General features: G+C 72.4%; 16 protein-coding genes. 7 read left to right on the plus strand and 9 right to left on the minus strand.

What is annotated here, in order from left to right; translation table 11 throughout:
- Positions 1–63 precede the first annotated feature (63 nt).
- Together ACYUED_RS15110 and ACYUED_RS15115 are read left to right on the plus strand one after the other, a co-directional pair.
- Positions 64–1,410, plus strand: coding sequence for a vWA domain-containing protein (locus ACYUED_RS15110; protein ID WP_491292800.1), 1,347 nt, complete (start codon positions 64–66; stop codon positions 1,408–1,410).
- An 82-nt stretch (positions 1,411–1,492) separates the two neighbouring features.
- Positions 1,493–3,037 (plus strand): FHA domain-containing protein, encoded by a 1,545-nt coding sequence (locus ACYUED_RS15115; protein WP_491292801.1) that lies wholly within the window; start codon positions 1,493–1,495, stop codon positions 3,035–3,037.
- Here ACYUED_RS15115 and ACYUED_RS15120 read toward each other — a convergent pair.
- Positions 2,964–3,956 (minus strand): methyltransferase domain-containing protein, encoded by a 993-nt coding sequence (locus ACYUED_RS15120; RefSeq protein ID WP_491292802.1) that lies wholly within the window; start codon positions 3,954–3,956, stop codon positions 2,964–2,966. The two genes, ACYUED_RS15115 and ACYUED_RS15120, sit on opposite strands and share 74 nt — an antisense overlap.
- 224 nt (positions 3,957–4,180) lie before the next feature.
- Here ACYUED_RS15120 and ACYUED_RS15125 point away from each other — a divergent pair, with 224 nt between their 5' ends.
- The 4 genes from ACYUED_RS15125 (at position 4,181) to ACYUED_RS15140 (ending at position 11,818) form a co-directional block, all read left to right on the plus strand.
- On the plus strand, positions 4,181–4,585 hold the full coding sequence (locus ACYUED_RS15125) for a globin (protein WP_491292803.1): 405 nt from the start codon (positions 4,181–4,183) through the stop codon (positions 4,583–4,585).
- Positions 4,586–4,737: 152 nt separating this feature from the next.
- Positions 4,738–7,989 (plus strand): FtsX-like permease family protein, encoded by a 3,252-nt coding sequence (locus ACYUED_RS15130; protein WP_491292804.1) that lies wholly within the window; start codon positions 4,738–4,740, stop codon positions 7,987–7,989.
- A 102-nt stretch (positions 7,990–8,091) separates the two neighbouring features.
- On the plus strand, positions 8,092–10,806 hold the full coding sequence (locus ACYUED_RS15135) for an ABC transporter permease (protein ID WP_491292805.1): 2,715 nt from the start codon (positions 8,092–8,094) through the stop codon (positions 10,804–10,806).
- Positions 10,807–10,861: 55 nt separating this feature from the next.
- A complete protein-coding gene (locus tag ACYUED_RS15140) occupies positions 10,862–11,818 on the plus strand; it encodes an ABC transporter ATP-binding protein (RefSeq protein WP_491292806.1) in 957 nt (318 codons plus the stop codon).
- A gap of 46 nt (positions 11,819–11,864) precedes the next feature.
- Here ACYUED_RS15140 and ACYUED_RS15145 read toward each other — a convergent pair whose 3' ends face one another.
- Genes ACYUED_RS15145 through ettA form a run of 3 tightly spaced genes read right to left on the minus strand, consistent with a single transcriptional unit; the run spans position 11,865 to position 14,623 of the window.
- Positions 11,865–12,542 carry a DUF8185 domain-containing protein gene (locus ACYUED_RS15145; RefSeq protein ID WP_491292807.1) on the minus strand — a complete coding sequence of 226 codons (678 nt, stop codon included), beginning with the start codon at positions 12,540–12,542 and terminating at the stop codon, positions 11,865–11,867.
- Positions 12,539–12,952: an acyl-CoA thioesterase gene (locus ACYUED_RS15150; protein ID WP_491292808.1), complete on the minus strand. Its 414-nt coding sequence runs from the start codon at positions 12,950–12,952 to the stop codon at positions 12,539–12,541. The genes ACYUED_RS15145 and ACYUED_RS15150 overlap by 4 nt, the downstream gene beginning before the upstream one ends.
- A 6-nt stretch (positions 12,953–12,958) precedes the next feature.
- Positions 12,959–14,623 carry an energy-dependent translational throttle protein EttA gene (ettA, locus tag ACYUED_RS15155; RefSeq protein WP_491292809.1) on the minus strand — a complete coding sequence of 555 codons (1,665 nt, stop codon included), beginning with the start codon at positions 14,621–14,623 and terminating at the stop codon, positions 12,959–12,961.
- Positions 14,624–14,942: 319 nt separating this feature from the next.
- Here ettA and ACYUED_RS15160 point away from each other — a divergent pair, with 319 nt between their 5' ends.
- On the plus strand, positions 14,943–15,383 hold the full coding sequence (locus tag ACYUED_RS15160; RefSeq protein WP_491292810.1) for a VOC family protein: 441 nt from the start codon (positions 14,943–14,945) through the stop codon (positions 15,381–15,383).
- Positions 15,384–15,503: 120 nt separating this feature from the next.
- On the opposite strand, the gene ACYUED_RS15165 is transcribed toward ACYUED_RS15160, so the two are convergent.
- The 5 genes from ACYUED_RS15165 to ACYUED_RS15185 form a co-directional block, all read right to left on the minus strand.
- A complete protein-coding gene (locus ACYUED_RS15165) occupies positions 15,504–15,902 on the minus strand; it encodes a hypothetical protein (protein ID WP_491292811.1) in 399 nt (132 codons plus the stop codon).
- A 54-nt stretch (positions 15,903–15,956) separates the two neighbouring features.
- On the minus strand, positions 15,957–16,676 hold the full coding sequence (locus ACYUED_RS15170) for a phosphotransferase (RefSeq protein WP_491292812.1): 720 nt from the start codon (positions 16,674–16,676) through the stop codon (positions 15,957–15,959).
- Between the two features lie 122 nt (positions 16,677–16,798).
- Positions 16,799–18,235: a Cys-Gln thioester bond-forming surface protein gene (locus tag ACYUED_RS15175; RefSeq protein ID WP_491292813.1), complete on the minus strand. Its 1,437-nt coding sequence runs from the start codon at positions 18,233–18,235 to the stop codon at positions 16,799–16,801.
- A 295-nt stretch (positions 18,236–18,530) separates the two neighbouring features.
- Positions 18,531–19,043, minus strand: a complete 513-nt coding sequence (locus tag ACYUED_RS15180) for a single-stranded DNA-binding protein (protein WP_491292814.1) — start codon at positions 19,041–19,043, stop codon at positions 18,531–18,533.
- A gap of 370 nt (positions 19,044–19,413) precedes the next feature.
- Complete coding sequence (locus ACYUED_RS15185; RefSeq protein ID WP_491292815.1) at positions 19,414–21,528, minus strand: YfjP family GTPase; 2,115 nt, start codon at positions 21,526–21,528, stop codon at positions 19,414–19,416.

Below are 21,528 nucleotides of genomic sequence, written 5' to 3' on the forward strand. Positions count from 1 at the left end.
GGACCGGTCCGCATCCAGGTATCGCCTCGCACCTGTGAGGTTTCAAGGGGGATTTGAGTAGGGATGGCCAATTTCTCGAAGTCCAACGTGCCGCAGTTCTCGATGGACGTGTACCAGAACGAGTACCTGCCGGAGGCCGGCCGCGAGGTCAGCGCGATCGTCACGGTGACCGCCACGGGGGGCGGCACGGTCGGCAGCGCGGTCGCCGCGCCCCACCTCTACGCTCCGGGGCGGGGCCCGTCGGCGGCGGTGGCGATCATGGTCGACTGCTCCGGCTCGATGGACTACCCGCCGACCAAGATGCGCAACGCCCGCGACGCGACGGCCGCCGCCGTCGACACCCTGCGCGACGGAGTGCACTTCGCGGTGATCGGCGGCACGCACGTCGCCAAGGAGGTCTACCCGGGCGGCGGGCGCCTGGCGGTCGCCGACGCCACCACCCGCGACCAGGCCAAGCAGGCCCTGCGCAAGCTCAGCGCGGGCGGCGGTACGGCCATCGGCACCTGGCTGCGCCTCGCCGACCGTCTGCTCTCCTCCGCCGACGTCGCCATCCGGCACGGCATCCTGCTCACCGACGGCCGCAACGAGCACGAGTCGCCCGAGGACCTCAAGGCCGCCCTGGGCTCCTGTGCCGGACGGTTCACCTGTGACGCACGGGGCGTGGGTACCGACTGGGAAGTGAAAGAAGTCACAGGAGTCGCCTCCGCCCTCCTCGGCACCGCCGACATCGTCGCCGACCCGGCCGGCCTCGCCGCCGACTTCACGCAGATGATGGAGGCGGCCATGGGCAAGGAGGTCGCCGACGTCGCGCTCAGGCTGTGGACACCGGTCGGCACCGCCATCAAGTTCGTCAAGCAAGTCGCGCCCACCGTCGAGGAGTTGACCGACCGCCGCACGGAGGCCGGCCCGCGCGCCGGGGACTATCCCACCGGCTCCTGGGGAGACGAGTCCCGTGACTACCACGTCTGCGTCGAGGTCCCGGCCGCGGGCCTCGGCCAGGAGATGCTCGCCGCCCGGGTCTCGCTCGTCGTCCCGCACCCCGACGGCAGCGCCCAGAACCTGGGCGCCCAGGGCCTGGTGAGGGCCGTGTGGACCGACGACATGGCGGCGTCGACGTCGATCAACCCCCAGGTCGCCCACTACACGGGCCAGGCCGAACTGGCACAGGCCATCCAACAGGGGCTGGATCTTCGCAAAGCGGGCGATTTCGACGGAGCAACGGCCAAACTGGGCCGGGCCGTTCAACTCGCGAGCGCCTCCGGAAACGCGGATACTGCGAAACTGCTTGCGAAGGTGGTGGACGTGGTCGATGCCGCGACAGGTACTGTGCGACTGAAGGCGAAGGTCGAGGAGGCCGATGAGATGACCCTCGAGACCCGGTCCACAAAGACTGTTCGTGTAAAGAAGTGACATAGCAAGCACGCGAGCCCGGCCCCCTGGGGTTGGAGAATCCCGGCCCACGGGCCGGAACAGGAGAGGGGGAAGCGCCGACATGCCGACCTGCCCGAACGGACACCAGTCGGGTTCCGACGACTGGTGCGAGGTCTGCGGTCACCGCATGGCCGGTGCCGTACCCCCGCCCCCTCCGCCGCCCCCGCCCGGCGGTGGCTACGGCTTCCCGCCGCCCGGCCCTGGCCAACCCGGTCAGCCCGGCGGCCGCCCGCACCTGTCCGCCGTGCCCGACCCCGAGCCGGAGCTCTGCCCGCAGTGCCGTACGCCCCGTGAGGGCGGCGCGCCGTTCTGCGAGGAGTGCCGGTGGAACTTCCTGACGAACACGGCGACCTCGTACACCCCGGCCGCCCCGCGCCCGCCGGCGCCCGGCCCTGCCGTGCACTTCCAGCAGCAGCCGCCTGCGGGACCGTCGTACGGCGGCGGTGACTCGTACGAGTACCAGGGCTCGCGCCCGTCCCAGATGAACCGTCCCGCCGAGCCGATCCCGCCCTTCGGCAGCGAGCCGTCCGGCCCCGCCGGGTTCGGCAACGACCCGCGCCCCGGCGGCCCGTACGGCAACGACCCACGTCCCGGCGGCCCGTACGGCAACGACCCGCGCCCCGGCGGCCCCTCCGGCTTCGGCGGCGACCCGTCCCGCCCGGTCCCGCCGCCGCCCGGCCCGACACCGACCACCGCCCCCGGTGGCCCGGGAGGATACGGCGGCCCCGGAGGGTACGGCGAACCCCAGGGCCCTGGCGGTCCCGGAGGGTACGGCGAACCCCGGGGGCCCGGCGGTCCCGGCCCCGGTGGTGCCCCGCAGGCGTTCCAGCAGCCCGGTCCGCCGGCCCCGCCCGCCTACCCGCAGGAGACGGGACGGCCGCCGCAGCCCGGCGGTCCGTCCTTCGGCGGTGACGACGACTGGGTGATCTCCCCGCCGTCCGGTGGCCCGGGCGGTCCCGGTCAGGGCGGTGGCTACGGCTATCCGCAGCCCGGCTCCACCCAGGCCCCGCCCCCGCCCGGCCAGGGCTACCCGCAGCAGCCCGCCGGGCCCGCGACCTGGATCGCGACCATCGGTCCTGACCGCGAGTACTTCATGGCGATGATGCAGCGCTCCGGCCCCGAGGCCGCGGGTCTCAACCTGCCCGCGTACTCGCCCGAGCAGCAGCGCACCCTCAGCGGCAACCAGATCACCATCGGCCGCCGCCGGCACTCCACCGGCGAGTCCCCCGACATCGATCTGGCGGTGCCGCCGGAGGACCCGGGTGTCTCGCACCAGCACGCGGTGCTGGTCCAGCAGCCGGACGGCAGCTGGGCGGTCGTCGACCAGAACTCGACGAACGGCACCACGGTCAACGGCTCCGAGGAGCCCATCCAGCCCTTCGTGCCGGTGCCGCTGCAGGACGGCGACCGGGTGCACGTGGGCGCCTGGACGACGATCACGGTCCGCAGCGTCGCAGCCGGTCGCACCCCGCGGCACAGCCGCACATCGATGCGGCCCCGCACCCCTTCAGGGCGCCGACGAACCGCCGGACTCACCGGAGGGGCCAGACATACGGTCCCTCCGGATCGTCCAGCCACGCCCACTCACGGTCCCCGGCGACCGTGATGCCGTAGCGCTCGCGTTGCGGCTGATTCTCGCGCTCCCACAGGGCGAACGCCTCCTGAGGGTCGAGGCTGTCGCGGGTCAGGGAGAGCAGGAAGCGGAACAGTTCGTGCTCCCTGGCCCGGCGCGGAATCGCATCGAGGTGTGAAGGTTCCGGTTCGGGTCGGCTCTCGCCGCGCAGCGGCACGAAGTAGGCGGACGTGTGGAGGAAGCGGCCCTCCCCGTGTCCGGGGTCACGGACCGTCAGGGCGATCAGGCCGGTGGCCAGGGGCGCCAGGATGCGGGCGCCGGGGGTGCACTGGGCGAGCCAGGCGGGCGGGACCGAGGCCAGGGTGCACGTCGCGATGATCCGGTCGAAGGGGGCACGTGCGGGTACTCCACGGGCGCCGTCGCCGGTGACGACGGCCGGACTGTGTCCGGCGGCGGCCAGGTGCCGGCGCGCCGACTCGGTGATCTCCGGCTCCAGATCGACGGTGGTGACCAGGTCGTCGTCACCGAGCCGGTGCGCGAGCAGGGCCGCGTTGTAGCCGGTGCCGGCGCCGACCTCCAGCACCCTGTCGCCGTCCTCGACCCTCAGCTCGGCCAGCATCTTCGCCATCAGCGACGGCTGGCTGCTGGAGGAGACCAGCTCGCCGTCGCGCAGCCGCGTGGCCAGCGGAACGTCGGCGTAGGCACCGCGCACCCACCGCTCGCGCGCCCGCGGATCGGGACTCTCGCCCCAGCGCCGCTCATAGCCGCCGGTGACGCCGACGTAGTAGTACGGCACGAACAGATGGCGCGGGACCGCCTCGAACGCCGCCCGCCACACCGGGTCGTCGTCCCAGGCCCCGCTCGCGTCGATCTCCCGCACGAGCGCCGCCCGCGCCGATACCGCGAGATCGGCGAGGTCCCGGCCGTTCCTGTCGAGTGCATGCGCGCCCATACGTCCACTGTGCTGCGCGACGGAGCGCGAGGCGAGCACCGGAGCCGGCCGATCCGGAATCGCCCCTCCTCGGCGGGCGGGACGTGGGTGGTCCCAAGCCTGGAGTCCTGGTCCGCCCGGTCTGAGAGCATGGACGGGTACTGCAATTCCCGGGGAACAACCCCCGGACCCCCGGCCGAACAGCCTCGGGGCGGACCGGCACGAGATTGGTGAGGCAGACCCACGTGAAGGAGATTCGGCGCGGCACGCTTCAGGAGCAGACCTTCTACGAGCAGGTCGGCGGGGAGGAGACCTTCCGCCGCCTCGTCCACCGCTTCTACGAGGGTGTGGCCGAGGACCCGATCCTCAAGCCCATGTACCCCGAGGAGGACCTCGGTCCGGCCGAGGAGCGCCTCACGCTGTTCCTGATCCAGTACTGGGGCGGCCCGACGACGTACAGCGACAACCGCGGCCACCCCCGTCTGCGCATGCGCCACGTCCCCTTCACCGTGAACCGCGAGGCGCACGACGCCTGGCTGAAGCACATGCGGGTCGCCGTCGACGAGCTCGGCCTCACCGCGGAGCACGAGCAGCAGCTGTGGAACTACCTGACCTACGCGGCCGCCTCGATGGTGAACACCCCGGACTGACCGCCGGCCCTGACCGCATGACGTGCGGATTCCGGTCGTACGACGCCGGAATCCGGTCACGATCCGGTCAAGCCGTGGGTACAAGCGCTTACCCCTGAGCCGCCCCCTCTGACAACATCGCCCGGAGGTCTGGACAACCACGGGGGGTTGGCGTGACGGCGTTCGGTGCGGTGGCACGGTTCGTCCTGTTACGTGCTCGCGCGCACCGCCTCCTGCTCGCCGCGGCGCTGCTCACCGTCCTGCTGACCACCGCCGTCCTGGCCACGTTCGCCGCCTACTCCGGCGCGATCGGCGACGCGTCCGTGCGCCACTCCCTGCGCAGCCCGCAGAACGCCGCCGACGCCGCGCTGATCGTCAAGGCGGACGTGCCGGCGGACCGGCGCGCGGCCGCCGGCACGGCCGTACGGGAGGGTGCGCGGCGGACGTTCGTCGGCCTGCCGGTGACCGTGCGGACCCTGGTGCGCTCGGGCCCGTACGGTCTGCCTCGTTCGCTGCAGCCGCCGGCCGAGCGATCCGGGGACCCTGATCTGACGTATGTCGCGGCGCTGGATCCGACGCAGGTGCGGATCGTCTCGGGGCGAGCGCCCCGCGAGGGCTCGGGAGCGTCCGTCGAGGCGGCCCTCCCGCAGACCGCCGCGCAGCGCCTCGGCCTGAGACCCGGCGCCCGCCTCACCCTCACCGACCGGCTCGGCGGCCCGAAGGTATACGTCACGCTCACCGGCGTGTACCGGCCCGCGCGGGCGGACTCGCCCTACTGGCGGCTGGACGACCTGGGTGGCCGGGGCGTCAGGACGGTCGACTTCACGACGTACGGCCCGCTGCTCGCCGCCCCCGGGGTCCTGGCCGGTGGCAAAGTGAGCGCCGGCCCGTCCGGATGGCTGGCGACGGCCGACTTCTCGACGCTGACGACCGGTCGGATCGGCGAGCTGCGCGAGGCGGCCGCCTCCGGCGGCGCGGCCCTGCGCAAGCGGACCGAGCTGAGCGGCACGACGGCCGCGGGCACCTCCCTGCCCGAGGTCCTGGAACGCGTCGAACGCTCGCTGCTCGTCTCCCGCTCGACGCTGCTGATCGTCGCGTCGCAGCTCGCTCTGCTGGCCGGCTGTGCGCTGCTGCTGGTGGCCCGGCTGCTGAGCGCGGAACGGGCGGGCGAGGTCCGGCTGCTGCGGGCGCGCGGGGCCTCCCGTGCCCGGGTCGCGGCGCTCGCGGCCCTGGAGGCGCTGTTCCTGGCGGTGCCCGCCGCGGTCTGCGCGCCCCTCCTGTCGGGACCGCTCACCCGGCTGCTGGCCGGGCAGGGGCCGCTGGCCCGGATCGGGCTGCGACCGGACGTGCCGGCCGGCGCGCGGCTCGGGGTGTGGCTGGTGGCGGCGGGCGTGGCGCTGGGGTGCGCGCTGGCGGTGACGCTGCCCGCGCTCACGGTCGAGGGGTTCGGCCCGGTCCGGCCCCGTGCCCTGCCCGCTTCGGTGCGCGCGGGCGCGGACCTGGGCCTGCTGGCGGTGGCCGCCGTCGCGTACTGGCAGCTCGGTCGGCAGACGTCCGGCGCGGTGACCGGCAACCGGTCGGGCACCCTCGGCATCGACCCCCTCCTGGTCGCGGCGCCCGCGCTCGCGCTGCTCGCGGGCACGGTGCTGACCCTGCGGCTGCTGCCCCTGGTGGCGCGGCTCGCCGAGCGCCGGGCGGCCGGTGGGCGCGGGCTGACGGCGGCGCTGGCGGGCTGGCAGCTGAGCCGTCGCCCGATGCGCGGGGCGGGACCGGTGCTGCTGCTGGTCCTAGCCGTCGCACTAGGCATGCTGGCCATCGGACAGGGCGCCTCCTGGAGCCGCTCGCAGAACGACCAGGCGGACTTCGCCGCGGGCGCGCCGGTTCGCGTCCTCGCCGAGGGCGGCGGCGGCCTCGGGAGCACGGACAGATACGCGGACGTTGCGCACGTACGGGAGGCCGCCCCGGTCCTCCGTACGGAACTGCCGCTGTCCGGCGACCGTACGGCGGCGCTGCTGGCGGTGGACACCGCGCACGCGCCGGACACGGTGCTGATGCGCCGGGACCTGGCCCCGCAGCCGGTACGGCCGCTGCTCGCGGCGCTGGGCCCGAAGGGGCCGGCGGCCGGGGCGAAGGTGCCCGCGCACACCGCCCGGCTGCGGCTGACGGCGAGCCTGCTCAGTTCGTCGGGCCCGGGGACGACGGCGGACGTGACGGCCACCCTGGAGGACGGGTACGGGACACCGTACGCGGTGCCGGCGGGCGAACTCCCCTCCGACGGGCGGACGCACACCCTGGACCTGCCCGTCTCCGAGGGACCGCTGACGCTCACCGGTGTGCAGTTGGTGATGCCTCAGCCGATCGGCAAGCGCGAGCAACACCGGCTGGGACTGGGTGAGTTGACGGCAACCGGAGCAGACGGGACCGCGCGGAAGGTCCCCTTGCCGGCCACCTGGAAGGCGTCGGTGAGCAGTGACGGGCAGGTCTCGTCGCCGGACGGGAGGACCGACCCGACGGAGCCGGTCACGAGTTCGTCGGGGCCGCCCACGGTCGCGTACGGCACGGGCTATGTGCCGGTCGAGGACACCTGGGTCAGCGCGTCGCTCACGGTGCGGCTGCAGGTCGCGCAGCACCGGCCGCCGGAGATCACGGCGGTGGCGACCGACCGGTACCTCACGTCGGCGGGCGCGCGCACCGGGCAGCGGGTGGACGTGACGGTCGGCGGGCGGAGCGTGCCGGTGCGGATCGTGGGTGCGGTACGGGAGTTGCCGACCACGGGGGACGCGGACGGGGGCGCTGTGCTGGTCGATCTGCGGTCCGTGAACCGGGCGCTGGAGGCCCGGTACGGGGAGGGCGTCACGCCCACGGAATGGTGGCTGCGGACCGGCCCCGGCGATTCGGCCGAGGTCGCGGCGGACCTGCGGGCGTTGCCGGATCTCGATCCGGCGCAGGTCGTGGTGCGGGACGAGACGGCCGCGCAGTTGCGGGACGACCCGTTCGGGGCGGGCCCGGAGGCGGCGTTCGCGGCGGCGGCCGGGGTGGCCGCGGCGCTGGCCGCGGTCGGCTTCGCGGTGAGCGCCACGGGGTCTCTGCGGGAGCGGGGCGCCGAACTGGCGGTGCTACGGGCCCTGGGCGCCCCGCGCCGCCGCCTGGCCCGCATGATCGCCGTCGAGCAGGGTGTGCTGGTGGCGCTCGCGCTGGTGGTGGGCGCGGCTCTGGGGACGGTGCTGACCCCTGCGGTGATCCCACTGATCGTGCTGACCGCACAGGCCACACGTCCGGTCCCGCGGGTGCTGGTCGAACTGCCGGTCCCGCACGTGGCCGTACTCCTGGCGGCGGTGGCCCTGACACCGTTGCTCGTGACGGCGGCTCTGGCGGTACGGCGCGGGGACGCGGTGGCGTCGCTGCGGGAGCACGGGGGTGAGTGACGTGAACCAGGTGCCGGCTCCCCGGACCCGTGCGCGCCTCCGGACCCGTGCGCGCCTACGCCCCTCCGGTGGCGTTCCTTCGGGAGACAGGGGACGAGTGGCATGAACCCGATACCGGCCCCATGGATCCGCACCCGCCTGCGCGCCGCCCCCGGTGCCGCCTGGGCGCTGGCGCTGCTCGTGGCGCTGACCGCCTGCCTGGCGGGCGCGTTCCCGCGGGCGGTCGACCGGTACGAGGACGCCGGGCTGCGCCGGGCCGTGGAGCGGACGCGGCCCGCGAGCACCAGCGTGAACGTGTGGGCCCAGCGGACCGGCCTCCTCATGTCGCAGGAGGAGCGCGAGGAGGCGCTGCGCCCCGGCACGCTCGGCGCGCAGAACGCGAAGGTCCTCGCCGCCGTACCGAGGCCGCTCGTCGCCGACCCCGGTCAGTCGACGTACGGGGTGCGTACCGCCATGTCCCTGGCGGCACCGGAGCGTTGGCTGCCCCGGCCGAGCGGTCTGCCGCCGCAGCTCACCCTTGCCACGCAAGCCGGGCTGGCCGGCCACGCGACGGTACGCGAGGGACGCCTGCCCCGCGCCGACGGCCGGGTCACCGCCGCCACACCCGAGGTGGAGGCCGCCGTGACCGCGGAGACCGCCAAGAGCCTGCACATCAAGGTCGGTTCGGTCGTCCATCTGCCCGGCGTGGAACGTGCCCCGCTCGCCGTCCGCGTCACCGGCGTCGTCGACCCGCGCGACCCCGACGGCGCCTACTGGGCCACCCAGCCCCTTCTGCGCAGCCCCAGCCTGGTCCTGACGCCGGGTTCGGGCGCCGACGGCGACAAGTACTGGCGTGCCGCCCTGCTGCTTGCTCCCGAGGCGGCCCCGGCCATGCTGGGTACCCCCGGAAACCCTTGGCGCTACTGGCAGTTGGCTCCTTCGATGGCCGCCCTCCACGCCTACGAGGCGGACGGTCTGAAGTCCGCCGTCGCCTCCCTGGAGGCCGGCCCGGCCCTGCGGACGGTCCGCACACTGACCGACCCATCCACGGTCGTCGACACCGACCTGGACGACGTACTGGGCGGCTTCACGGAGCTGCGCGGTGGCGTCCGCCCGCTCACGGCCGTCGCCGCCTTCGGTACCGGCACGGTCGCCGGCGTCGTCCTGCTGATGGCGGGCGGCCTCACCGCCGACCGCCGCCGCGCCGAACTCGCCCTGCTGCGCGCACGTGGCGCCTCCTTGCGCGGTCTGGCGGGCCGTCTGCTCGCCGAGACCACGGTCATCGCGCTGCCCGCGGGAGCACTGGGCCTGGGGATCGCGCTGTTCGCGCTCCCCGGCGGCCGCGCGTTCTACGCGATCACGGCGGCGGCGACGGTCACGGCGGTCGCCTGCGCGGCCCTGCCCCTGCGGGCAGCCCTCGCACACCGGATCGTCCGGATCCACGGCGGCCGCGGGGACGTGGCGTCCGTACGTCCGTCCCGGCGCCGTACGGTCGCGGAGCTGACCCTGGTCGTGGTGGCGCTGGGCGCGGTCGAGACCCTGCGCAGACGGGGCGCGTCGGGCGATCAACTGACCTCGCTGGCACCGGTGTTGGTGGGGGTGACCGCGGCTCTGCTCCTGGTCCGCCTCTACCCCCTCCCTCTGCGCGGCCTGAGCCGTCCTGCCGCCCGCCTGCGCGGTGCGGTGGGTCATCTCTCGCTGGCCCGAGCGGGCCGTACGTCCGCTTCCGCGGTCCTGCCCCTGCTGGCGCTGCTGACCGCCCTCACCACGGCGGCCTTCGGCGGCTCGGTCCTGGCCGGTGTGCGCGAGGCACGCGACCAGGCGGCCCTCCTCACCGTCGGCGCCGACGCCCGTGTCGAGGCGACGGCCCCGCTGCCGTCGGGTCTGCCGGACCGGATCCGCCGGACGCCCGGCGTGCGGGACGTGACGGCGGTGAGCATCATGTACCAGGCCAGGCCGACCGATCTCACCCAGTCGGTACCAGTGGCGGGCGTGGAGCCGCAGGACTACGCGGAGTTGGCGGGCCGCACCGGCATCGGCCCCTTCGACGCACGCGAGTTGAAGACACGGACCGCTCACGGCCCCCTCCCGGCGCTCGCCTCCCCGACGGCCGCCAGGACCTACGGCACCCGGCCCTTCCCCGTGCTCCTGGAGGACGGCACCACGATCACCGTCCGCATCACCGTCGTCCGGGACCGTACGCCCGCCGTCGCGGGCGACAACTTCCTGGTCGTGGACCGCGCCGGCCTGAGCGCGTCCGCGGCCCGCCCCACCGCACTGCTGCTGACCGGCACCCGGATGGACCGGGCGGCGCTGCGCACAGCCGCGCCCCACTCGGCGGACGTACAACTGCGTTCGGAGGCACGCGCCCTCTACGCCGACTCGCCTCTCCAGACCGGCGCCGAGCGTGTCTATGCGGCGGCGGGCGCGGCGGGCGCGGGCTACGCCGTACTGGCCCTGCTGCTGTCCCTCCTGCGCGCGGCACCCGAACGCACCGCGCTCCTCGCCCGTCTGCGCACGATGGGCCTGACCCGCGCGCAGGGCCGCCGGCTGCTGGTCCTGGAGTCGCTGCCGCAGGCCGGACTGGCCGCGGCAGGAGGTGCGTTGACGGGCTGGGCGACGATTCGGCTGCTGTCGCCGGGGATCGACCTGACGACGATCGCGCTGGCGTCGAGGCAGGCTCCCGCGGGCGAAGCGGTGTTGCGCACGGACGCGCTGTCGCTGGTGGTACCGGCGGTGGCGATCGTGCTGGTGACGGTCGCCGTCGCGGGCGTACAGGCGTGGTGGACGGGACGGCGCGGAGCCGTCCCGGAGTTGCGGGCGGGGGATGCGCGATGAATCATGCGGCGACCGCCCGGGGGCCGGCTGTGGACATGTGCCGAGGAGAGTTTCGATGACGACGACGAACCCGACCCTCGCCGATCTCGCCCAGCGTGCGACGGAACACCGCGACCGCCCCGCCTACGGCCATGACGCCCTGATCACCTGCGACCGGCTGGTCCGCATCTTCGCCACGGACGGCATCGAGGTCCAAGCCCTGCTGGGACTCGATCTCCTGGTCCGCGAGGGCGAACTCATGGCCCTGGTGGGCGCGTCGGGCAGCGGCAAGTCCACGCTGATGAACATCCTCGCGGGCCTGGACACCCCTACGGCCGGCGCCGCCCGCGTGGCCGGCCGCGACCTGCTCACGATGACCGCGAAGGACCGTCTGGCCTACCGCCGCACCACCGTCGGCTTCGTCTGGCAGCAGACCTCCCGAAATCTCCTCCCCTACCTCACCGCCGCCCAGAACATCGCCCTCCCCCTGCAGATGACGGGCGTCCGCAGGCGCCGGTCGCAGTCCGAACGCGCCCTGGAGCTACTGGAGTTGCTGGACGTGGCCGACTGCCGGGACCGCCGCCCGCACCAGATGTCCGGCGGTCAGCAGCAGCGCGTCGCCATCGCCGTGGCCCTCGCCAACAACCCCGCGGTCCTGCTCGCCGACGAACCCACCGGCGAACTCGACTCGCACACCGCCGAGCAGGTCTTCGCCGCCTTCCGCACCGCGAACGAGCGCCTCGGCACCACCATCGTCATCGTCACCCACGACCAGGCGGTCGCCGGCGAGGTCCGCCGTACGGTCGCCATCCGCGACGGCCGCACCTCCACGGAGGTCCTGCGCCGCAACGAGGTCGACGAGACGACCGGCGACGAGAGGGTGGTCGCCCGCGAGTACGCCATGCTCGACCGCGCCGGCCGTCTCCAGCTCCCCGCCGAGTACACCGAGGCCCTCGGCATGCGCGACCGCGTGGCCCTGGAACTGGCCCCGGACCACATCGCCGTACGACCGGACGACAGCGAACACGAGTGACGGCTGCGGGAGTTCAGGGGATGCTCAAGGGAGGGGACGCTGAAGTTCAGCGGACGCTGACGGCCAGTGCCCCAAGTCCCGCCCGCCGTACGGCGATCGACCCGAACGGCGTGCGCAGCCGCAGCCACGCGCCCGACGAGAACAACGCCTGGCTCCCCTCATTGTGAGGGGGCCGCAGGAAGCCGAGCGACTGTGCCGCGTGCGCGGCCCGCACCGGGAGACGGGTGTCGCCGACGGTCCGGGACCAGATCTCCCCTCCGATACGGTCGAGTTCGGCCCGGGTACGCTGCTCCGGCGCCAACTCCTGCGTACGGGACCGGAATTCGGCGACCGCCGCGCCGACCATCGCCCGCAGGGCGTCCGGCGCCGGGAGCCCCGGCTCGGCACGCCAGCCACCACGCGGAGGCAGCACCCCGGCCCACGGCGGACCGGTCACCGCGGCCGGCACGGCGGCCGTGGCGGCCGGCTCGTCGACCGACTCCAGGAGTTCACCGGCGGACACGGTCACATCGAGCGTGACGTCCAGCCCGTGCTCGTACGGCTTGGCGAGCCGGACCGCCCGGATCGCCAGCACCTCGAAGGACGGCGGCCGCCCGAAGACGGCGAGCGCGGTACCGGCCGCCTGCAGCCGCACCGCCGCCGAACGGTCGTAGTGGATCAGCCGGGAGAGGAAGGCCGCGAGATCCGCCGCCTCCCCTGCGTCGGTGAGGTGGAGCACCGTCATGCGGCGACGGCCTCCTCCTCGTCCTCGTCCCGGTACCCCTCCAGGAACTCCCGCTCCTCGGAGGTGATCCTGCGTGGCCGCTGTGTCTCGAAGTCGAACGGCACGACCACGGTGCACGCCCGTACATAGACCAGGTCGTCGTCCTTCACCTCGTAGGTGATGGTGAAGGACGCCGCCCTGATCTCGGTGATCCACAGCTCGATGTCCACGGGGTGGTGCCGGTGGACCAGCTGCCGCTTGTAGTCGATCTCGTGGCGCGCCACCACGGACCCCTGCTTGAAGTCCTTCTCCGGGCGGAACAGGAAGTCGATACGGGCTTCTTCCAGGTAGCGGACGAAGACCGCGTTGTTGACGTGGCCGTACGCGTCCATGTCCGACCAACGCAGGGGGCAGCGGTAGATGTGGCGCAAGATCGATCAGCCCCGGGTCAGCTTCTTGTACGTGGCACGGTGCGGACGCGCGGCGTCCGGCCCCAGCCGCTCGACCTTGTTCTTCTCGTACGACTCGAAGTTGCCCTCGAACCAGAACCACTTGGAGTCACCCTCGTAGGCGAGGATGTGCGTGGCGACGCGGTCCAGGAACCACCGGTCGTGGGAGACGACCACAGCCGCGCCCGGGAACTCGAGCAGCGCGTTCTCCAGCGAGGACAGGGTCTCGACGTCGAGGTCGTTCGTCGGCTCGTCGAGGAGCAGCAGGTTGCCGCCCTGCTTGAGGGTGAGCGCCAGGTTGAGGCGGTTGCGCTCACCACCGGAGAGGACGCCGGCCGGCTTCTGCTGGTCGGGACCCTTGAACCCGAAGGCCGACACATACGCGCGGCTCGGCATCTCGACCTGGCCCACGTTGATGTAGTCGAGCTCGTCACTCACGACGGCCCACAGCGACTTCTTCGGGTCGATGTTCTCGCGGCTCTGGTCGACGTACGAGATCTTGACGGTCTCGCCGACCTTGATCGAACCGGAGTCGGGCGTCTCCAGCCCCTGGATCATCTTGAAGAGGGTGGTCTTGCCGGCGCCGTTCGGGCCGATGACACCGACGATGCCGTTACGCGGCAGCGTGAAGCTCAGGTCATCGATGAGGACCTTGTCCCCGAAGGCCTTGCTGAGGTTGTTGACCTCGACGACCACGCTGCCCAGCCGCGGGCCCGGCGGGATCTGGATCTCCTCGAAGTCCAGCTTCCGCATCTTGTCCGCCTCGGCGGCCATCTCCTCGTAGCGGGACAGACGCGCCTTCGACTTGGCCTGCCGGCCCTTGGCGTTGGAGCGAACCCAGTCGAGTTCTTCCTTGAGCCTCTTGGCGCGCTTGGCGTCCTTCTGCCCCTCGACCTTGAGGCGGGAGGCCTTCTTGTCGAGGTACGTGGAGTAGTTGCCCTCGTAGGGGTGGGCGCGGCCGCGGTCCAGCTCGAGGATCCACTCGGCGACGTTGTCCAGGAAGTACCTGTCGTGGGTGACGGCGACGACGGTGCCCGCGTACTTCGCCAGGTGCTGCTCCAGCCACTGCACGGACTCGGCGTCCAGGTGGTTGGTGGGCTCGTCGAGCAGCAGCAGGTCGGGGGCTTCCAGGAGCAGCTTGCAGAGCGCGACGCGACGCCGCTCACCACCGGAGAGGTTGGTGACGGCCCAGTCGCCGGGCGGGCAGCCCAGGGCGTCCATGGCCTGCTCCAGCTGGGTGTCCAGGTCCCACGCGTTGGCGTGGTCCAGGTCGTCCTGGAGCTTGCCCATCTCCTCCATGAGCGCGTCCGAGTAGTCGGTCGCCATGAGCTCGGCGACCTCGTTGAAGCGCTTGAGCTTGCCCATGATCTCGGCGGCGCCGTCCTGCACGTTCTCCAGCACCGTCTTGGACTCGTCCAGCGGCGGCTCCTGGAGGAGCATGCCGACGGAGTAGCCGGGCGACAGGAAGGCGTCACCGTTGGACGGCTGCTCCAGCCCGGCCATGATCTTGAGAACGGTGGACTTACCGGCACCGTTCGGACCGACCACACCGATCTTCGCGCCGGGCAGGAAGCTCAGCGTCACGTCGTCAAGGATCACCTTGTCGCCGTGCGCCTTACGCGTCTTGCGCATGGTGTAGATGTACTCAGCCAAGAGAAACCGTCCGGCAGCTTGAATTCTGGCAGTGGGCAGATACACCCCATCTTGCCTGACCGCCACCCTCCGGGGGAAACCCGTTTGGCGGAGGGGCTCTGAGCTGGGGGTTCACGACTGGCGGCGGTGGCTCGAATGTCACTGTTCGTCGCCGCCGGTCGGCCTCGGACACCCTCGTACGGCCCGGGCACGGCCCGAAGGCAATCACCACCAGATTTCGGAGTCCGGCGGTCTGCGGATGTCGAGAACGCGCCACCGGCTCCGTCCCAGGGACATCAGCGGCCGCCACCGGCCGCACGAGGACGAAGGAGAAGCCAGCATGGCGATTCAGCGGATGGACAACGTCGGCATCGTCGTCGAGGACATGGATGCCGCCATCGCGTTCTTCGTGGAACTCGGTATGGAGCTGGAGGGCAGGGGGGAGGTCGAGGGCCTCTTCGCCGACCGGTGCACCGGACTCGACGGCGTCCGCTGTGACATCGCGATGGTCCGGACACCGGACGGCCACAGCCGGCTGGAGCTGGCGAAGTACCGCAGCCCCGAGGTGATCAGCGCCGGGCCGCGCAACCGGCCGCACAACATTCTCGGCACGCACCGCGTCATGTTCGCCGTCGACGACATCGAGGACACCGTTGCCCGCCTGCGCCCACACGGCGCCGAACTCGTCGGCGAGATCGCCCGGTTCGAGGACATCTATCTGCTCTGCTACCTCCGCGGCCCTGACGGAATCATCGTCGGCCTCGCCGAGCAACTGCGCTGAGCCACCGTGCTGGGCAACTGCGCTGAGCAGCTTCGCTGAGCAGGAGGAACCGAGCCGCACCGTCGAGCGGAAGCCATGAGATGGACCCGGGAGAGCCCCGCGGTAGCGGCACCGTGACTGTCAGTGGCCATCGGCCGCCCCGGGAAGCCGCCGGGCCAGCAGCAGGGCTGCTACCGCTGTCACCCCCACGGCCCCGGCGGCGGCACCCACAGCGCCCACGGCCCCCGTGGACCGGAAGGCGCGGGAGGAGCGCCAGGACAGAACCGACCACTGGGACTGCGCGGACAACACCGATCCCTTGCTCAACCAGGATCCGGCCGAGAACAGTGAGAGCGCCGAACCGATTGATCCGACGGACAGAGCGCTCCCGATCGACCCGACGGACAGAGCCGAGCCGACGGAGCCGAGGGACAGCACCGACCCCACCGAGCCGATCGACAGCACCGAGTCCTGCGACCACAGGGACAGCAAGGAGCCCGAGGGGGCGTGAGGTGTGGGCGGTGCGGGTGACTTGGTCATGAGCCCATCCTGCCCAGCGGATGGGCGGCTCGCATGGCAGTTCCCCGAGACGAGTCAGCGCAGGGCCGCGGCGAACTCGGCGCGGTGCGCGGCGGTGTGGTCGTGTTCGCGCCCGGACCAGGCGATACGAGCGAGGATCTCGTCCTCGCCCGTACCGTGCGGTCCAGGGCGGCCGAGGTGTCCGTGCCACCAGCGGGCGTTGCGGGCCTGACGGTCCACCATCGCGTCGATCAGGTCCAGGCGCCGGTGCGGAGCCAGACCGTAGGCGTCGGCCAGCAGCCGGACCTGGCTCGCTTGGACGGTAACGGGTCCTCTGTCGGGCCGGGACGAGACGCACCACGTCCAGGCCATGTATCCGAGGTCTTCGAGCGGGTCACCGGGTGCCGCCGTGTCGAAGTCGATGAATGCGACGGGCAGGTCGTCGCGGAAGACGACGTTGTTGGGGCCGGGGTCGTGGTGGCAGACGACGGGGGCCGTGCCGGCGACGTCGCTGATGCCGGCGAGATCGCTGGTGCGAGTGAGGCCGCTGGTGCGGGTGGCCTCGTGCAACTCCCGCAGCAGCGCGCCGGCCGCCCCGACCTGCGGATCCGTCCAGTGCCGGAACGTGGGCGGCACCCATCCGGAGATGTACGTGAAAATGTCCCGCCCCTTCTCGTCGGTGCCGAGGTAGCGGGGTGCGCCCTCGAACCCGTACCGCTCAAGATGGGTGAGAAGGGCGCCCACGAAGGCGGAGGACGCTGTCGAGGGCCGGCGCACGGTGTCCCCGACCCGCACGACTCCCTCTGTGATGCGTCCTCCTGCCAGGGGCCTCTCTTCGTCGTCGCGGGACACCGCTCCCCCGGATCCTCGTCGCCGCAGTCGTCGCGGTGGACAGGGCGGTAGACGTCGCCGCAGGCTCACTGCTGCGTCGGTGTCTCCTTCTTTCCTACGAGCACCAGAGCCGCGCCTCCGATCACGACCAGCGCAATGGCAACGCCCACGATCAGCGGGGTCGCGCTGGAGCCGCCGGTCGCTGCGAGGTTGGTGTCGTCCGCCGTGCCGCCCACGGTCGCGGGGCTCGGTTCACTGAGGATCTGGGTCGCGTCGCCGCTCGCGCTGCCCTGTGTCCTGCAGTCGAGGATGCCGGTGAACCGCTTCTCGAGTCCGCCCGGCGCCTTGATCGTGAAGTCGTACGCCTGGTCTTCCTGCAGCGGGATCGTCACCGTGCGGGACTGGCCCGCGGGGATGCTGTACTCGGTCCCCATCAGCTCGAAGGTGTAGGCCTCGTCGCCGCGATTGGCAGCGGCGATGTCCACGCCGCCCTTGGCGCAGTTCTTCGCCGCGGACAGTGCTGGTATCGGCCCCTTCTCGGCCCAGGTCGCGCCGGCCTGCGCCGAGACCGTCGACTCGCTGGACCCCGCCAGGATCTGCGTCTGGCTGCGGGTCTCGGAGGCGAAGGCTCGGCCCACCGGCACGGTCGTCGAGGCCTGCACGGTGATCTCGGCCGAACCTGCCCCACTGCTCGACGCCGAGGCGGTGCCGCCGGCGGCAGCCTCGGGAACGTCGAAGAAGATCTGGCTGCCGTTCACCGCGGAGGTGAGGGGCTTGCCGTCCTTTCCGACAATCCGCACCCCACTGGTCGCCGCGTCCGCCGGCGGTGTGACGGCCACGCCCGCCGCGTTGGTGTGCACGGTCACCGGCCCGAGCAGCTCGCCGGGACGGCCGGAGACCGCGGGCGGGTCGAGCGTCAGCGACGCCTGGGGCTCCGCCAGGTCGACGGCGCTCTTCTGGAGATAGTCCGCGAGCTTCTCGGCCTGCGGGTCGACGGCGTCGACGTCGGCCGCGTCCGAGTAGCGCCAGATGGCCACCTGGGTGCCGGCCGCCGCGTCCTGTTCGGTCAGGCCCTGGGCGCCGGCCTTCGCTGCGAGCGCCGCGAGGTCGTTGACCTGCGGGTAGGAGTTCTGCAGGATCCAACGGATCTTGCCGGCGCCCTTGTTCGCACCCAGCGAGGTCCCGCTCCAGGCGGTCTCTTGGTACTTGGCGTCCCGCTGTGTGGGGTGGTGAATGTCGACGCAGTACGTCTGCAGGGTGCCACCGCCGTCGACGGACATCTCGAACAGGCCTGCCGAGACCTGCTGGTCGCCGGTGTCTTCGTGGATCACGGCGGCGCCGTAGGTCTTGAGGCCGCCTATGGTTGCGGTCGCCCCGCCCTGGCTCTGTGTGGTCTCCTCTGCGGTGGCCGCACCGGCTCCGGCGAGCACGCCCAACGCCACGAGACCGGACACCAACGTCGCAGCGGCGAGGCGGGCGGCGCCTCGCTTGCGTACGGACAGCGCAGAGAAAGAAGAAAACACCAAATTCCCTTCGAGCAGGACCCATTGATGTGGGGGTGTGGTCCCACCAGCAGAATCAGAAGCCCCGAGAGCTATGCCCGGCATCCTAAGGACGCTGCGCACCCACGCTTGCCGGTCATACTGTCGGACAAGCGATCCGACTCGGAATTGTTATCGCCGAGACGGCCGGTGAGCAGGGCTCATCGACAAATCCACCGGGTCGTGCAGAACGCATTCGCCGATAAGCCGCAGTACGGTCAGCTCGGGACACCCTCTGATATCCGACATCCGACATCTGCCCGTCTGATATGTGACATCACGTCACCGCGGCGGGCACCGCCTCGTGTTGGGCCGGTACGGACCCGGAGTCCCCAGGCTGTGTCTCCCAGTTGGGCTCGGGCTGATGCTGTGCCGAGGCGGACGCCCCCGTCCCCATCCCTGTCCCCATCCCCGTCCCCATCCCTGTCTCCGGCCTGCCAGTGCGCCGGAAGGCCGACGTCCCCCGCGACAGATCGTGGCCGATCGACACCGCGTCGAGATCCGCCGAGGTCCGGTTCTGCCCCTCGCGCGTCTCCGAACGGATCTTGAGCCTGCCCTGCACGATGACGGGGTCGCCCACGTTGAGCGACGACGACACGTTCAGGGCCAGATGGCGGTTCGCCCACACCGTGAAGAAGTTGGTGTGACCGTCGGTCCACTCGTTCTTCTCCCGGTCCAGATAGCGCGTGGTCACCGCCAGCCGGAACCGCGCCGAAGGCCCCGACGCCAACTCCCGGAACACCGGCTGCGTCGCCACGTTCCCCACGGCACAGATGGTCGTCTCGTTCATCACGAACCCCTCCCTCGCCCGGCCGCCGAGGCCGGACGGACATGCCGACGGGCCCGTCCCGTACGGCTGCGTCTGCCGCCGCGACCGCGTCCCTCGCGATCGCCGCACAACCAGACTGCCTCCGCCGGGCCGAGCCCGCTGAGCCCTGTGGACCGCCCCCCGCCTGTGGAAAACTCCGTCACCCGGACGAGTGGCTCCAGGTTGCCCCTGACGAGTGATCACCCACCGAGGGCCCCACGCCCCAACGTCACACCCCGAGAAAACACCGCCGCGTCCCAGGCCCCACTCCCCGCCCCGGGGGTTCACCGTCCCCTTCGGAAACCAACGCCCCCTTCGGGCCGTCGGGCGCCCTCCCCCCACAGGCCCCGAGTCACCGGGCCACGGCCCCCGCTCCCGTAACCCGCCCGTACTGCTCCCGAACCTCCCGGTACCGCAGCAGCTCCGCCGCCACCGGATCCAGCACCCGGGCCCTCCCGCACCCGGCGGCCGCCTCCCGCAATCGCCGCTCCGCGTCGGTGCCGTAGCGTCGGGCCGGCCCGCGTGCGGCCATCCGGCAGCTCCACTCGACGAGCGGGCCGCCGACGATGCCGGTCAGCATCAGCAGCACCGGCACCCCCAGGTTCGGCACCATGAACCCGATGATCTGCCCCAACAGCCACAGCCCGCCCACGATTTGAAGGAGCGTCATGGCGGCCTGGGCCAGCACTGCCACGGGCCACCAGCCAGGTCGCGGCGGCCGGCCCGGCGGCAGACCCGCCCGCGCCGCCAGGTCGTCGAGCGCCTCGGGCAGCCCTTGGGAGCCGCGTGCGGCCGCCTCGCGCACCGCCTGCGCCCACGGTGCGGGCAGCCCGGTGGAGGCCCGGTCGGCCAGCGTCCGTACCGCCTGCTCGACGCGCTGGCGCGCCGTGGCCTCCTCATCCGTCTGGGAACGCAACGGCAGCCGCCCCGTGGCCGGTTCGTACCGGTCCTGGTACCACCGCCACAGCCTCAGCCAGGGGGTCCCGCACGCGCGGTTGGCGTTGCGCAGCCACGCGCGTTCGGCCGCCTCGCCCGCGGCGGAGGCCCCCACCGCGTCCGCGAGCCGGGCGGCGAACTCGTCGCGCGCCTCCTCGCTCAGACCTGTCCGCCGCCGCGTGGCGTACACGGGCCTGAGCCCCGCCGCCGCGCTGTCCAGGTCGGCCGAGATCCGTCGCGCGGGAGCCCCGCGCTCCGTCACGAACTGGCCGAGTGCCTCGCGCAGTTCACCGACGCCGTCTCCGGTGAGCGCGGACAGTGCGAGCACGGTCGCACCGGGTTCGCCGTACTCGCCCAGGGCGATCCCGTCCTCGTCGAGCAGCCGCCGAAGGTCGTCGAGGACCTGGTGGGTGGCCTCGCCGGGCAGCCGGTCGATCTGGTTCAGCACGACGAACATGACCTCCGCGTGCCCCGCCATGGGCCGCAGATAGCGCTCGTGGAGCATGGCATCCGCGTACTTCTCGGGATCGACGACCCAGATGACGGCGTCGACGAGAGCCAGGACGCGGTCCACCTGTTCGCGGTGCTGTACGGCCGCCGAGTCGTGGTCGGGCAGGTCGACCAGGACGAGCCCGCGCAACTGCGCCTCGGCCTCCGGGTTCTGCAACGGGCGCCGCCGCAGCCGGGGCGGAATGCCCAGCCGCTCGATGAGGCTGGCCGCGCCGTCGCTCCAACTGCACGCGATGGGCGTCGCCGTGGTGGGCCGCCGCACGCCGGTCTCCGAAATGGGCACCCCGGCCAGCGTGTTGAACAGCTGCGACTTGCCACTGCCCGTCGCACCCGCGATGGCGACGACGGTGTGCTGTCCGGAGAGCCTGCGCCGCGCCGCGGCCTCGTCGAGCACCCGGCCGGCCTCGGCGAGCGTCCGGCTGTCCAGCCGAGCGCGCGAGAGCCCGACGAGTTCCCGCAGCGCCTCCAGCCGCGACCGCAGGGGGGCGTCGTACGCGAGCGGGCCCACGCTCTGGGCACTGTGCGCGCGGGTCTCCACCACGGCGACGTGCTCGGCGCCCGCGCCCTCTTCGGTCACCCGTCGCGCGATCAGCCCGTCGTCCCAGGCACCCGCGGGGTCCGTACGACTGCCCGCACGGTCGTCCGTACGACCGTCCGAGTGGTTGTCCGTACGACCGTCCGAGCGCCTGTCCGCAGCACTGCCGGCGTCACCGCCCTCCACGCGCGCGTGGCCGTCGTTCACGTGTGCGTCAGCCGTGCCGGAACCGCCACCAGCCTCGGGCGCGCTGCCCACAGCCTCACCCTCTGCGGGCAGCCCCTTCCCGCCGTTCCCGCCCTTACGCCCCTTCCCGCCCTTTCCGGAGGCGCCACCTTCGGGGAGGCGCTCTTCGGAACGCCCGCCCCCGGCGCCCTGTTCACCGGCCTGATCGGCGTGTTCCGCATGATCGGCGTGCTCCGTGCGATCCGTAGGGTCCTTGCGATCCGTATGGTCCGTGTGGTCCTGGTCAGTGACGGCAGTCAC

It is taken from the genome of Streptomyces sp. DF42, from assembly GCF_058267695.1.